The organism is Dyadobacter sp. HNCC25DJ183, from assembly GCF_056895175.1.
On the sequence record NZ_JBXHAP010000001.1, the window covers coordinates 433,909 to 448,909 of the forward strand.

A 15,001-nucleotide genomic window follows, 5' to 3' on the forward strand; every position below is an offset into this window, starting at 1 on the left:
GATGTATAAGGTTAAGCAGAAGGTAAGGCGCCCGGAAGTTGTGTTTCAGGGTGCAGTGCCATCATTCCATTCCGGATAATGGCCCTTTTTGCCAGCTCTATTTTGAAGTCATTGTATTGATAGCCCGTCGCGCCACGAAGAATGATATCCGCCGCCTGCGCAAAATTCTCCTCCGAAGCAGCTTTACCAACCAGGAATTCCTCAGCTTCGGGCACGCGCCAGGGCTTATGTGCTACTCCGCCCAGCGCAATCCTTGCATTGCGTATGATGTCGCCGTCCAACTCCAGACCGTTCGCGACAGATACCAATGCAAATGCATACGAATTACGGTCCCTCAGTTTTAGATAGGAATAATTATCAGAAAATCCCTGCGGAGGCAGGTCGATGCTGGTGATGATCTCGCCTGGCAAGAGGTTGTTGTCCAACTCGGGCGTATCGCCTGGCAAGCGGTGAAAGTCAGCAAAGACAATGCTTCTCGGGCCATTTGGTCCCTCCACATTAACTGTCGCTTCCAATGCAGCCAGCGCAATGCACATATCTGATGGAAACACCGCAATGCAATGCTCGCTGGTACCTAATATGGCCATAATGCGATTATAACCCTGAATAGCAGAGCAGCCCGACCCAGGCTCACGTTTGTTGCAGGGAACATTGGCATCGTAAAAATAATAACAGCGGGTACGTTGCAGCAGGTTGCCTCCATTGGTGGCCATATTCCTGATCTGCGCGGAAGCCCCGGCCAGTATCGCTTTCGAAAGCAATGGATATCTCTCCTCGATTAGCGGGTGCCAGGCAGTATCTGCATTCGTGGCGAATGCACTGAGGCGAAGTCCGCCGTTTTCCGTTTCTGTGACTGCGTCCTGCGTTCCTGCGTGGTTGATATCAATGAGTGTGGTCGGGTGCGCGAGATCATACTTCATTAAGTCCAGCAGGTTTGTGCCGCCTGCGATGTACGATGAATCTGTGCCGCTTTTCGACTTGCCGATCGCATCCTGGATGTCGCCGGCTTTGAGATAATCGAAGTTATTCATGAGCGCCCTGGTTTTGAACTTCCATGATCGCGTCGATGATGTTGGTATTGGCGCCGCAGCGACAAAGGTTACCGCTCATGAGCTCTTTTACTTCTTCACGCGACTTTGCTTTTCCCTCCTTCATCATCCCGATCGCGCTGCATATCTGTCCGGGCGTGCAATACCCGCATTGAAATGCATCGTGCTCAATAAATGCCTTTTGTAAAGGGTGCAGGTCGCCTTCCGGCGCAACGCCCTCGATCGTCGTGATCTCCGAACCATCTTTCATGACGGCGAGAGTGAGACAACTCACAATGCGCTTTCCATCGCAGATGACAGTGCAGGCGCCGCATTGCCCGTGGTCGCACCCTTTTTTGGTGCCGGTAAGTCCTGCATGGTCCCGTATTGCATCCAGTAAACTGACCCAGGGAAGCAGGTTTAATTGGACAGGATTTCCGTTCACTTTCAAGCTGACCTGTCCGCTTCCGATCAAACCTGGCTTTTCTAAGATTTCAGTTAACATGGTGATATAGCATTGGTAAACATCAATGCTGACTATAACAATTATGCCAAGTAACTGTGTGCTTCTTAAAAAGAGAAATCCATCTTCAAAACTGAAAATGGATCCCATTACTATCAATAAAATTGCTTGTTTCAGAGCTGCTGTGTTTACTCAGCTGCAACATCTTTCTTCGGCTTGCGGCCGCGTGGCTTTCCGGTATACTCGGGCTTTGGCTCGGCAGTTCCCAACGCGAGTTCATAACCAACTACCCCTTCTTCATAATTGAAGATCGTGATATCGAATGTGTATTTTGTTTTTTCAAAATCCACTCCGCCTTTTTTCAAAATTACGTCCAATGGAATAGAAAATCCACGACCGCTTTTTGTCATTGCAAAAGTTCCTTCTTCGTCTGAGCTGGGTATCAGGTAAAGATATTTCAAAGTTCTTTTACCATCCGGAGCACCAATTTTAAAACGGGTTGACAAAGGTTCAACGCCTAATTCTTCGAGAGTTTTAGGAGGCAATACCAACTTACCTGTTGCTGAAATGTAACCGGTAGGTTTGGTTTGTGCCTTCACTTTCTTCGTAGCTGGCGCATTCTCTTCCGGGGAAAAGAACTTGATAGTGTTTGCTTTCATAAAAATATTCTCTGGGTTATTGTGATTGTTACCTGCAAAAATAAGAATGAAATGTTCTTATTAAAATCTTTGCTATTAATTAACCTAAACAGGAATATGTAATTATCACAAACAGATAAACTCAATTATATTTAAATTAGAATTACGGCCGCATTTTGAATACTTATTTGCACCAAAAAGAACCTGTAAATTCTCCTGCAATGCGACCGTTGGTTAAATTGATTTGCCTGTAAAAACCTGGTAATAAATTGCTTAACCCATCCGAAAAATAAATATCCATTTGAAATGAAAGTCCCGGTATTGTTTATTGTAAATGTCGATCGCTTCAACATTTCAGGAATTGAAGTTTCTAAAAAACCAGGCGGCCCACAGGCACTTATTCCAATATGGATTTCAGTTCGTCCAGGAATGCAGCTTGTTTCTCATTGATTTTCTCGCGCGCATTCTCAATCGTAAACCATTCGGCTTTGTCGATCTCGGGGAAAGTCTGCCTTTTACCTGAACGCGGCGGCCATTCTATTTCAAATGTATTGCTCACTATATTCTCCGTGTCGATATCACCTTCAACTGCCCAGGCTTTTACTTCCTTTCCACCTTTTTGTTTAATCGCGGTCAATGCTTTTGCATCGCCTTTTACTTCATAACCTGTTTCTTCCAGGAACTCACGGCGGGCAGCATCAAGCGGATCTTCGCTGTTCTCATATTCCCCTTTTGGTATTGACCAGCTCCCCAGATCTTTCCTGCTGAAAAACGGCCCGCCCGGATGTACAAGCAGCACCTCAATTTTTTCTTTCTGACGGTACATCAAAATACCAGCACTTTTATTAGCCATAACTCAATCGATTTTAGAAGTACATCACTGTTCAACAAAAACAGGAAGCTAAAATAAGATCCTGTCAGTTTTTTATCAGAATATTGCTATATTACCCGTATACTCTTTCCTGTTATTTTATGACCAGACTTTTCCCATTGAAGACCGGCGCCGGCCGGGTTTTTACAACCATTTCAAAGCTTTCGCTGCTCTTCGGAGTAGCCGCATTCACATTTCAGGACAGTCCGCCCAAACCTGACGACAGCCGTTTCACCCCCATTGTGGTGTCCGATAACCTTGACGAACCGATGGTTTTCGAGGTACTTACCGACGGTTCTGTTTTCATAGCTGAAAGAAAGGGCGCGCTGAAAAAATACAATCCGTCGACCAAATCTACCGATCTCATTGCTACCATTCCGGTAAACACCAAATATACGAGTGCAGAAGGGGTAGTACGTGAAGCGGAAGAAGGATTAATGGGGCTGACAATGGACCCGAACTATGACAAAAACCACTGGATTTACCTGTACTACGCACATCCGAGCGAGAAAAAGCACATTCTGGCGCGGTGGGAGGTTAAAGATGAACAGCTGGTAGAAAGCACCAAAAAAGTGGTGCTGGAAGTCGATACACAGCGCGAAGTTTGCTGCCACACGGGAGGTGGAATGACCTGGGACAAAGCAGGTAACCTGTACCTGACTGTCGGCAACAATACCGGTAACCAGAAGGCGGCGCAAACCGACGAGCGGCCGGGTAGAGCGAGTTGGGACGATCAGGGGCACGCGGGGAATACGAACGATTTGAGAGGTAAAATCCTTAAAATCCACCCTGAGCCAAATGGGACCTACACGATACCAGCAGGAAACCTTTACCCGAAAGGAACACCAAAAACACGTCCTGAAATTTACTCAATGGGGCACAGGAATCCCTGGCGCATTGCAGTGGACAGCAAGACAGGATACCTTTATTGGGGAGAAGTAGGGCCTGATGCCAGTGAAGATTCTGAAATTGGTCCGATGGGATATGATGAGCTGAACCAGGCACGGAAGCCGGGCAACTTTGGCTGGCCGTGGTTTGTAGGAAATGACCAGGCTTTCCCTGTTTACGACTATGCAGCGAATAAGCCCCTCGCCAAAAAAGATCCTAAAAACCTTGTTAACACATCTCCTAACAACACAGGTTTGCGGGAGCTGATGCCTACGTCGCCCAGCTTCATTTACTATCCTTATAATATCTCCGAAAAATTCCCGCTTGTAGGCTCAGGCTCACGCAGCGCCACCGGCGGGCCGGTTTATCACCGTACGGACTTCAAAGCGCCAAAACGCCCTTGGCCTGCCTATTATGAAGGTAAATGGATCGCGGCTGACTTCTCGCGTGGCTGGATCATGGCCATTTCCATTGACAAAAACGGAGAATACGCCGGCATGGAGCGCGTTGCACCTAACTATCACCCTGTTCAGCCGATTGACATCAAATTCGGACCGAACGGAGACTTGTATGTACTGGAATATGGTAGCAACTGGTTTAAGAAAAGTGACAACTCGCGCCTGATCCGCATTGAATATAATGGCGGAAACCGCAAGCCGGTGGTTCAGGTTTCTACAGATAAAAAGGGCGGAACGGTACCTTTCAAAGCAACATTGTCCGCAGAAGGCACAAAGGATTTTGACGGTGATCCACTGAAATACAGCTGGAAAGTAATGGGACCGGGCGGCGTTGTGAAAAGTTACAATACAGCCAACCCAACTGCAAGCTTTGACAAACCCGGCATTTACACTGCAAACCTGACCGTAACCGATTCCAAAGGCGCTGCCAACAGTCAGTCGCTTAAAATCATCGCAGGCAACGAGCCGCCGAAAGTAGCAGTGAATATTGATGGAAATAAAACCTTCTTTTTCCCCGGCAAAGCAATTCCGTATGCAATTGATGTGAGCGACAAAGAAGACGGCAGTCTCTCAGACGGAAAGATCAGCGCCGATCAGGTTGCTGTGAGCATTGACTATGCTTCCGAAGGTTTTGATTATGCAGAAGTGATCCAGGGACAGCGCAGTGTGGACGCATCTACGCAGTTTGCTGTTGCCAATGTACTGATCAACAAAAGTGACTGTAAAGTTTGTCACCAGCCCGCAACCAAATCGGTAGGACCTTCTTTTGCAGACATTTCGAACAAATACAAAGGTCAGCCCGGAGTTACGGAAAAGCTGGTGAAAAAAGTACTGGAAGGCGGCTCCGGTGTTTGGGGCGAAGTAGCTATGGCCGCCCACCCTGCCCTGCCGGTCGCTGACGCTGAGGTGATCGTCAAGTACATTCTGAACAGTACCGACAAAACGCTGAGCACATTGCCGGTAAAAGGAGAATATACACCTAAGATCCCCGCGCAGGACAATGGAAGAGGAACGGTACTGATCCGCGCAGCATTTACAGACCGTGCGGTGAGTGGCAGCAAGGCGGTACCTTCGCAAACAACCGAAGAGATGATCGTACTTCGCAGTCCCGAGCTGACGGTTTCGGACGCGGCCATAGTAAAAGGTGCTGAAATGAAAGCGATTGGCTCACAAGGTGCAGGTTTCCTTGCAATGCCTTTTGCAAACAGCTTCCTGGCATTTAATAACATCGACCTGACCAGCATCGATAAACTGGAAATCGTAGCAACAGCTCAGAAACGCGAAGGCGCAGTAGGCGGTACGATCGAGCTGCGGCTTGACTCGCCAACCGGAACTTTGATCGGTAAAAAAGAGGTGGAACTTGCTCCCGAAGTAGATATGGCCAAAATAATGGCAGACCTTGAAAATCAGAACAAAAACCTGAAACCTGGCGAGAAACCAAAGACCTTTTCACGTCCGACGCGCAAGCCTGTGGAAATTGATATCGAGCCAACTAAGGGTAAACATGATATTTACCTCGTCTTCAAAAACGACACTGCGCAGCCTATTCAGCCTCTGATGTCACTGACTAAAATCAAGTTCATTCAATAACAAATGCAGCCTACACCAGCATAGAAAAGTGATCAGCCAGGTCGGCGTCAATACCCGGCCGGCTGCGCTTTTCGTGTGGTAAGGTGTAAAAATTCACCCGCACCCCTATTTTCCCCTGCTTTCTCTCCAAAGTCACTGTCAGAAATCCGTGCTTGGTATCGCAATGATTTTCAAGCGCCACACCTTCAAATAACTTGTGCTTTTCGGTAAAGCGCGTATCATAAGTAGTAGCCACAGGATGCAGCTCGTCATAACCTCCGCCGCCTGCCACAATGAACGGTACTGTCTTACCATCTGCGTAGGTTTTTGAAAAACGCTGGTAATTATGAACGTGCCCGCTAAAAACAATGTCGGGACGCACGCCGGCTTCGGCAAATGCCTTGTCCAGGAAATCAATCATATACAGACTTGATCCGTGGTTAACATCCGCTGAATAAGGCGCGTGGTGCACCGTGAGTATAATGGCCTTTCCGGGTCGCTGCCTGTCCGCAGCACGCAGCTCGCTGATGAGCCACTCCCGCTGCTCGGCCGTGATCGTGCCAAACTTTGTCACGTTTCCATACATGCCGATGATCGAAGCGATGGACGTTTCAAGCGTCCAGTACACATTGGGCTGCACCATACTCTTGCGCGCTGCCCCGTTGCTGAATGCAACTGTACGTTGCTCCGGAGTACAAAACACAGCGGTGAACGGATCAAGACTTTTGTAGGAGATCCTGGAATCAGGATTTACGTCGCTGTCGTGGTTTCCGGGAATGGCAAAAACGGGTCCGGGATACTTTTGAAAAGGCTCGAAAAATTGCCGGTGGTACTGGCTCGCCTCACCGTAGTTGTAAACTATATCGCCTAAATGGTAGAGAAACCGGGGTTTGTCTTCGGTATCATCCTGTGCTTCATACTGCTTCACCATTTCAGCCACGACCAACTTCTGAAAATCAGGATTATGTACACTGCCCGTGTCGCCCAGCATGTGAAAAACAAGCTTGTCGGGATCAACTTCCGGCAGCACCTTTTCCAATGCAAGATGGTAAGGGTATTCGCCGGAAGGTTGGGGCAAAGGCTGAAATTTATAAGAATCGTCAGGTTGGTTTTTCTTCAAAACCGGTGTAGTGTGCTTCTGAGGCCGATAAGATTTCATCATGAGTAACGGAGTTCGGTAATTTGAACACCAAAACAAACTAGCTGAGTTCCGGCTCCGGACCGTGCAGCGATTGATTGGTAACTGCCGAGGCGACTTTTACTGGCTTTCCTTCTTTTGCGGATTGATAAATGGCCTCCATAAGTATCTGGTCCTGCAATCCTTCTTCTCCCGGTGTAAACGGTCGTTTATTTTTGATAATACAATCAGAGAAATGGTCCATTTCCAGGGCAAACTGGTTTTTCTCTGCAAGTCCGATATTCTGTTGCAACTCCATCATGCCATCTGCTTTGGCAGTCATCAGATCCTGGCCTTTATAAGCGTAAGCTTTGTTCATATCCAGCCAGCCCCGCTCGCACATCACACGGTAACGCCTGCTTTCGTGCACATTATAATGTGTCGCGCAACTCGCCACGACGCCGGAAGCAAACCGCATTTGCCACGAAACCATTTCCTCCACTTCCTTGAACAGCGGATTTCCCGGAGTGCTGTACTGGTAAGCGAATACCTCGGTCGGCTCCTCGCCTAAGACAAACCGGGTCGTGTTCAGGCAATACAAACCGATATCGGGCAATGCACCTCCGCCAGCCAAAGCCTTTTTATGCCGCCAGTGATCCGGATTTGCGCTGCTCTGACAGTTGAATGCATCCACAAATTTCACCTGCCCAAATTCCTTTTTCTGCACCAGCTCGCGGAGCTTGCGGTTGTGTGGTTGATATTGAATGCGGTACGCCACCATCAGTTTCACCTTCGCTTTATTGCACGCATCGATCATTTCCCGGCATTCAGCCTGACTCACCGCCATTGGTTTTTCGCACAGAATGTGCTTTCCAGCGGCAGCACCTCTCACCGTAAATTCCTTGTGCATGCTGTTTGGCAGCACAATGTAAATTACGTCTACTTCCTTGTTGTCTTTCAGCTTATCATAGGTTTGGTAGCTGTAACAATTTGCTTCCGCAATCCCGTATTGCGCGGCGACCTTTTTCATTTTATCAGGCGTGCCGCTCACCAGTGCAACCAGCTTGGATTTCTTGCACGAGCCCAACGCAGGCAGGATTTCCTCCAGCGACAAATGTCCGAGACCTACTACTGCATAGCCAATGCGACGATCGGGCGGCAATGGTGTAGGAACCGGGCCGCTTTGCTGGTCGTACTCCGACTTCCATTTTTCAAGAACAATGGGATCTTCAACGTCTTTGGGGATATTGCCGGGTGCCTGAGCATGCGCCTGATCGGCTTTAATAGAAGCAGCGATGGTCCCGATAGCTCCTGCCGCGAGGTACTTGCCGGTCGCGGACAGGAATTTTTTTCGGGAAAAATGCTTGGTATTCTGGTTCGTGTAAGGTGTAGCTGAATGCATCTCTTTCGTTTGTTGATGATGAAATTTGAAAGAGACTTGGCAATTACTGTGCCTCAGCCATTATTTGATGGTATACCAATCGCGCAAACGCACGTCAATGGATTTGTTGCCTTCATTAACCAGTTTCTTGAAAGCCTCCGTATCACTTAGTCCGTTCTGGCCGCGATAGTGATAGGGATAAACGATCTTTGGTTTGAAATCAAGCACTGCCGAAGCAGCCTCTTTAACGTCCATCGTGTAAGGCAAATTCATGCAAACGAAAGCTACATCGATGTTTTTCAATGCGCGCATTTCAGGAATACCCGAGGTATCTCCGCTGATGTAGATCGTTTTATCCCCAAATTTCAAAACATATCCGTTGCCCCTCCCTTTGGTATGCCGCGATTCAGCCGATTCGGGCAGATTGTACATTGGAATCGCAGTAATCGAAATATCCAGCTTGCTGACGGTTTGTCCATTTGCAACCGTCACCGCTTTCGCTTTCATTGCCTCAGACATTTTCTCAACCACCGCCGGAGGCGCTATGATAATTGCTTTACTCAGGTCAATTGCATCCAAAGTAGCCGGATCAAAATGGTCGCCGTGAATATCAGAGATCAGGACCAAATCAGGTGCGGCGATTCCCTGGAAGGTTTTGGCGCCACCATAAGGGTCCGCGTAGATGGTCTTTCCATTCCACGTGAGGGACATGGTCGCGTGGTTCAAAGGCTGGATTTTCAATGGGCCTTTGGAAGTTTTCAGATCATCAGCCGCAGGGAGTTGCGCCCACGCAGCCGTGCCGATCAGGAGCAGCAAAAAGCTTAAAACAGTTTTCATTTCAGTAGTATTTGAGTTACTACGGAAAGTACTCGTTTAAGCTTGTAATTACAATTTTCCATTGAGCAACCGGTAGCTAATTGAGACGCACGCATTCTCCACGAGAAGCTCGGTATCCCTGCGAAGGTATTTCTAGGTTAACTATTCTCCTTCTCTAAAAACTCCTCAATAACGTAAGCCGTAAACTCCGGCAGTTTGCTGCCTGGCTGAAATGCGCAGATCTCCCCGATACATTCTCCGTGAACTCCCGGTAAAATGAGCAACTCCGCTGCGGGGATAAGGTTAGAGATTGCTGTGGTGTGCTCGATGGTAATTACGTCCCGGTTGCCGGCGATGATCAGAGCGGGCGCTTGAATGGAGCGCAGACTTTCTTCCGGCCAGTCTGTGAATGCGAGCATTCTGTCACGGTCTTTGTCGTGCATAACCTGCAAACCTTCCCTGCTTTCCGCCACTTCGAGGTAAGCTTGCTGCAATGGAGCAGGCATGTTTTCCAGCGAAGCCGTTTTCATAAAATCAAAAAAGCCTTCCATTAATCCCGAACGCCTCGTGCAGGCAGCTACTGCAACTATCTTCCTTACCAATGCAGGATGCCGGATCGCAATTTGAAGCACTGAACTACCTCCATTGCTGAATCCCATAAAGTCAGCCTGACTAATACCAAGATTCTCCATCAGTGCGGCAACATCATCTGCGTCCTGCACAAAACTGACTCCCGCCTCCCGGTCGCCCGTGCGGCCGTGGGCTTGCAGATCAACACCAATTACCTTCCGGTTATTCGCCAGAAATGGCAGTATATTGGCAAATGTCGTTTCAATCGTCGATCCGCCACCGTGCAGTAAAACCAGCGGAATATCTCCCGAACCGTGAATCTGATAATACATTTTCAATCCATTCACAGTCGAATAACCACTTTCAAAATACATTGTTGATCGCGTTTAAGTCTACAATTAGACCAGCAGCGGCTTCACTACTTTTCCATGCACATCGGTAAGCCGGTACCTGCGTCCCTGATGCTTGAATATCAGCTGCTCGTGATCAATGCCCATCAAATGCATGACAGTAGCCTGAAAATCATGAACATGCACCGGATCCTTGATCACATTATAGCCAAAATCGTCGGTTTGTCCATATACAAATCCCTTCTTCACACCAGCGCCCGCCATCCAGATCGTAAAACTGCGCGGGTGGTGGTCGCGGCCGTAGTTGTCCCTCGTCAGTTTACCCTGAGAATAAGCGCCCCTACCGAATTCACCACCCCAAACCACCAGTGTTTCATCAAGTAACCCACGCTGTTTCAGATCGGTGATCAAAGCCGCAGAAGCCTGGTCAACGCTTTTGGCCATAATTTTAATATCATTCGGAAGATTCCCGTGCTGATCCCAACCCTGGTGATACAGCTGGACAAACTTCACATCTTTCTCGATCAGCTTGCGCGCGAGCAGACAATTCGCAGCGAATGTTCCCGGTTTCCGGGACTCTTCCCCATACAGATCAAAAATGTAGTCGGGTTCTTTGGATATGTCCATTGTTTCCGGAACGGCGGTCTGCATGCGGTAAGCCATTTCATACTGCGCCATCCGGTAGTTGATTTCAGGATCCAGTATCTTTTCAAATTGCCCATGTTGTAGCTTCGCAAGCGAATTCAGCATTCTTCTCCGGCTGCTCTTATCAATTCCTTCCGGATTATTGAGGTAAAAAACAGGATCCGGGCCTGAGCGAAAAACCACTCCCTGGTGAATGGAAGGCAAAAATCCATTGCTCCACAACTTGGCATAAAGCGGCTGGTCGCCTGCCCTCCCTTTGGAAAGCAGCACCACAAACGAAGGCATATTCTTGTTATCTGAACCCAGCCCGTAACTCACCCACGAACCCCACGAAGGCCGCCCTCCCTGCTGGCTCCCTGTCTGAAAAAACGTAACCGCCGGATCGTGATTGATCGCCTCCGTGAACATAGACCGGATGAAGGTAACATCGTTCACTATGCTGGAAGTATAAGGCATCAACTCGCTGATCATCATATCATTGTCGCCGTACCGCTGAAACTTGTATTTGGAAGCGGCCAGCGGAAAGCTGCTTTGGCCGGCCGTCATACCGGTGAGCCGCTGTCCTTTCCGGACGGACTCGGGCAGGTCTTTACCCCACATTTCTTCCAGCTTGGGCTTATAGTCGAATAATTCCAGCTGCGAAGGTGCGCCGCTTTGAAACAGGTAGATCACCCGTTTCGCCTTCGGGGCAAAATGCGGGTGTCCCAATGGCAGGCCAGCCGCTTCACCTCCGGCCACTGCGGGCTTTTTAGCAAGCAGGCTGTCCGCATTCAAAAGAGAAGCCATCGCCGCCGCACCTAATCCCAGACTGGTTTTAGAAAGAAAATTCCTTCTGCTCAGCTGTTCGTGGACGTGGTTTTCAAATTCGTTATATAAGCTCATGCTGTGGTTTTTACCTTTTGATCAAAAATTCATCAAAGTTCATGACGGTACTGGCTACAATGGTGCCCGCCGCCACCTGAACGGGATCCAGCGACTTGTCAACCGGGTACTCCCCTGCTGCCAGCACGAATTTAACGCGCTTCGGATTTTTGCTAAAATCGGCATATTCTTCCTGGTACAATTCCTTCAAAATAGCACGCTCCTTCGCGTCGGGCTGCCGGCTGGTCAGCGCCGTGAATGCGTAAGTGATCTGTTCGTCCAGCGTTTTGCCTTTTTTGAGCATTTGCTGCGCCAGCACGCGCGAGGCTTCTACAAACTGCGGATCGTTCATGACCACCAGAGCTTGCAGCGGCGTACTCGTTTTTTGCCTTTTAGTCACACAAAAATGACGCTCGGCTGCATCGAAGTTCAGCATCATCGGTGGCGGCGAACTTCTCTTCCAGATTGTGTAAAGACTCCGCCGGTACAAGCTGTCACCGTGCTGCTGCTTGTAAGTAACTTCGTTTCGCGTCGCCAAAGCTTCCCATAAACCCGCTGGCTGATAAGGATATGCACTTTTTCCGCCGATCCGTCTGGTAAGCAGGCCGCTTGATGCAAGTGCATTGTCCCTGATCTGCTCCGCGCTCATGCGATAGCTCGGCCCATGGGCATAAAGCCTGTTATCCGGATCAACATCAGCAGATTTGGGATTGACGCGCGAAGATTGCCGGTAGGTAGCCGACATGACGATCAGTTTCTGCATTGCCTTCACATTCCACCGCGACTCCCTGAATGTACCCGCCAGATAATCAAGCAACTCAGGGTGCGTCGGCAGCTCTCCCTGGTTGCCAAAGTCGTCACTCGAGACCACTAACCCTTTTCCAAAGTAATTCATCCAGAAACGGTTTACAGTAACCCTCGTAAAAAGCGGGTGGTCTTCATGGGTGAGCCATTTGGCAAGACCCAGCCTGTTTTTTGGAAAATCCTTGGGGATCTTGAAGAAGCTGTCGGGCGTATCAGTGGTAACAGCTTTGCCTGGCGCATCGTAAGCGCCCCGGTTAAGTATAAAGGTTTTACGGGGAAACTTCCGCTCCCGCATGACCATCACATCAATTTCTTTATCCAGAATCTCGGTTTCGTCGGCGATCAGTTTTCGGATGTCGGACATCAGCTTCTTATATGCAGGATCTATATGATGGAGGTAATAATCTTTCAATGCGGCAAGCTGCTCCGGTTTGAGCTGGGTCGGCAGCGTTTTTAACGCATTTACCACCTCATTTTTAAAACTGTACATACCCAGCATTTCCAGCGGGGTCAATGCTTTTGTGTAAATTTTAAATTCGTCTACCTCGAAGTTTTTCGTCCGCTGGTCAGAAAGGCGGCCGATATTTAGCTTGTCAACATACCAGTTCGTTTTGTTCTTTCCATAGAGAATACTTTCGGTTAGCTGGTCATTGTGCACGGTTACTTTTGCGGGGCGGCCATTTACATACAACTTCAAGCCGGCTGCTTTGCTAAGTCCGTCGTAAGAAAAGCCAATCTGTGTCCATTTGTTCAACGGGAATTTCTCAACGGTCTGAATCTCGATTGCATTCTCCGGCCAAACGTGGCTCATCGTGAGCTTAATGCGCCCGTCTTTCTCACGAAATACATTCCAGCCCCGGTATCCATTCATCACCCCATTTGATTTATGAAACAAAGATCCTGTTACGGAAGGATCGTGAAGATTAAGCCAGATACTGATGCTAAATGCCTGGTTCCGCTCGAAAAACGCGAAGTTATCTGGGAACGAAACCGCATTTTCCCCAAAAATATACCGTGCCTTTCCTACCCGGCCGGTGCGTGAAGCCACATTGGACAAGCTATCATCCCCCTCGGCTGTCGCTTTTTGCTTTGGATCTGCTAGGTTTTGAAATTCTTTGCCTTTGGGTTCGTCGAATGTGAAGTAACCTGCGAGTCCTTCCTTGTCGTCACCGACCGCCTTTTCTGGATAAGTGCGGGCTGTTGTGAGCCAATTATTAAAATTTTGTTCGGCTGTTGTGGTGTACGCATTCAGCTGTGACTTTTCTTTCGTCAGGTTCTGATGGATATATTTCAGCTTTGCGTCAGCTTCCGGCGAAGGCAACGTAATAGCCGGGCTTGCTTCTCCATTGTAAGGGATTTGCCCGTTTTCATTGTTATTATTAAAAAACGCATATAACGAATAGTAGTCTTTATGGCTGATCGGATCATATTTATGATCGTGGCAGCGGGCGCATTCGACTGTAATCCCCAGGAATGTTTTACCAAAAGTATCAGTCCGGTCAGCTACGTAGGCTACGCGATATTCTTCCGGCACAATCCCGCCTTCCTGACTTTGCTGGTGCATCCGGTTGAAGCCCGTTGCCACCAGCTGATCACGTGTAGGATTTGGCAGCATATCACCGGCAAGTTGCCAGGTAACAAACTGATCATAAGGCTGGTTCTGGTTAAAAGACCTGATCACCCAGTCGCGGAAAGGCCAGGCTGTCCGCAATCCGTCGTCCTGATATCCGTGGGTATCTGCATAGCGCGAAGCATCAAGCCAGGGTACCGCCATATGCTCGCCATAATGCGGGGAGGCCAGCAGCCTGTCGATCACCTTCTCATATGCATTCGCCGAATTGTCGCTCATAAATGCGGTGACTTCCTCGGGAGTCGGCGGCAGGCCTGTCAGGTCCAGGTATACCCTGCGTAAAAGCGTGGTTTTATCAGCCTCCCGCGCCGGGATCATTCCTTTGTCTTCCAGCTTTTTAAGGATGAAGTGATCAATGGCGTTCTTTGCCCATTTCTCATTCTTGACCGATGGTACCTTGGGCTTTTCAACTTTGGTAAATGCCCAATGCGGCTTATACTCAGCGCCTTCTTCTACCCATTTGATCAAAATCGCCTTCTCCCGTGCTGTTAATGTAAGGTGCGATTCAGGAGTCGGCATCACGACGTCGGGATCGGCCGACAGGATGCGATGGACGAGCTCGCTGCTTCCGGGCTTACCCGGCTTTATTGCTTTCAACCCGCTTTCAGTCTCCTTTTTGTATGCAACTTCCGCCACATCCAGGCGCAGGTTCGCCTTCTGATGATTGGCGTCTGGTCCGTGGCACGCAAAGCAGCGGTCAGAAAGGATCGGCTTGACATCGTAGGTATAATCAACGGGCTGCATGAGCATAGACATTTCCTGCGCTACATCATCCGGCAAGTCGATTTTCTTGTCGCAGGAGGTAAAAAGCAGTCCCGCAACAGGAAGAATAAAGGCGTATTTCAAAAGGGTTTTAGGCATCAATCGTATTTGTTACCCGGAATGAACAAGTATACCGTTTCCCGGTTTTTA

The 15,001-nt window shown here is 48.8% G+C and carries 11 protein-coding genes; 1 reads left to right on the forward strand and 10 read right to left on the reverse strand.

Features of this window, described 5'->3' with window-relative positions:
• Positions 1-11: 11 nt before the first annotated feature.
• From AC1XTG_RS01775 to AC1XTG_RS01790, 4 genes are all read right to left on the reverse strand, one after another.
• Positions 12-1,031: an FAD binding domain-containing protein gene (locus AC1XTG_RS01775; protein ID WP_484840770.1), complete on the reverse strand. Its 1,020-nt coding sequence runs from the start codon at positions 1,029-1,031 to the stop codon at positions 12-14.
• Positions 1,024-1,533 (reverse strand): (2Fe-2S)-binding protein, encoded by a 510-nt coding sequence (locus tag AC1XTG_RS01780; protein WP_484840771.1) that lies wholly within the window; start codon positions 1,531-1,533, stop codon positions 1,024-1,026. Before AC1XTG_RS01780 ends, AC1XTG_RS01775 begins: the two co-directional genes overlap by 8 nt.
• Before the next feature lie 146 nt (positions 1,534-1,679).
• Positions 1,680-2,150, reverse strand: a complete 471-nt coding sequence (locus AC1XTG_RS01785; RefSeq protein WP_484840772.1) for a UBA domain-containing protein — start codon at positions 2,148-2,150, stop codon at positions 1,680-1,682.
• A gap of 376 nt (positions 2,151-2,526) precedes the next feature.
• Positions 2,527-2,982, reverse strand: a complete 456-nt coding sequence (locus AC1XTG_RS01790) for an NUDIX hydrolase (RefSeq protein ID WP_484840773.1) — start codon at positions 2,980-2,982, stop codon at positions 2,527-2,529.
• 119 nt (positions 2,983-3,101) lie between these two features.
• Between AC1XTG_RS01790 and AC1XTG_RS01795 the strand changes: the two genes are divergently transcribed.
• Complete coding sequence (locus AC1XTG_RS01795) at positions 3,102-5,936, forward strand: PQQ-dependent sugar dehydrogenase (protein WP_484840774.1); 2,835 nt, start codon at positions 3,102-3,104, stop codon at positions 5,934-5,936.
• A gap of 10 nt (positions 5,937-5,946) precedes the next feature.
• Here the strand turns inward: AC1XTG_RS01795 and AC1XTG_RS01800 are convergent, their stop codons facing one another.
• From AC1XTG_RS01800 to AC1XTG_RS01825, 6 genes are all read right to left on the reverse strand, one after another.
• Complete coding sequence (locus tag AC1XTG_RS01800; protein ID WP_484840775.1) at positions 5,947-7,077, reverse strand: metallophosphoesterase family protein; 1,131 nt, start codon at positions 7,075-7,077, stop codon at positions 5,947-5,949.
• 37 nt (positions 7,078-7,114) lie between these two features.
• The gene (locus tag AC1XTG_RS01805) at positions 7,115-8,434 is read right to left on the reverse strand and encodes a Gfo/Idh/MocA family protein (protein WP_484840776.1); all 1,320 of its coding nucleotides are present in this window, start codon (positions 8,432-8,434) and stop codon (positions 7,115-7,117) included.
• Positions 8,435-8,494: 60 nt separating this feature from the next.
• Positions 8,495-9,250 (reverse strand): MBL fold metallo-hydrolase, encoded by a 756-nt coding sequence (locus AC1XTG_RS01810; protein ID WP_484840777.1) that lies wholly within the window; start codon positions 9,248-9,250, stop codon positions 8,495-8,497.
• A gap of 137 nt (positions 9,251-9,387) precedes the next feature.
• Positions 9,388-10,173 (reverse strand): alpha/beta fold hydrolase, encoded by a 786-nt coding sequence (locus AC1XTG_RS01815; RefSeq protein WP_484840778.1) that lies wholly within the window; start codon positions 10,171-10,173, stop codon positions 9,388-9,390.
• Positions 10,174-10,197: 24 nt separating this feature from the next.
• A complete protein-coding gene (locus AC1XTG_RS01820; protein ID WP_484840779.1) occupies positions 10,198-11,676 on the reverse strand; it encodes a DUF1501 domain-containing protein in 1,479 nt (492 codons plus the stop codon).
• Between the two features lie 10 nt (positions 11,677-11,686).
• Positions 11,687-14,950: a DUF1553 domain-containing protein gene (locus AC1XTG_RS01825; RefSeq protein ID WP_484840780.1), complete on the reverse strand. Its 3,264-nt coding sequence runs from the start codon at positions 14,948-14,950 to the stop codon at positions 11,687-11,689.
• Positions 14,951-15,001: the final 51 nt, after the last annotated feature.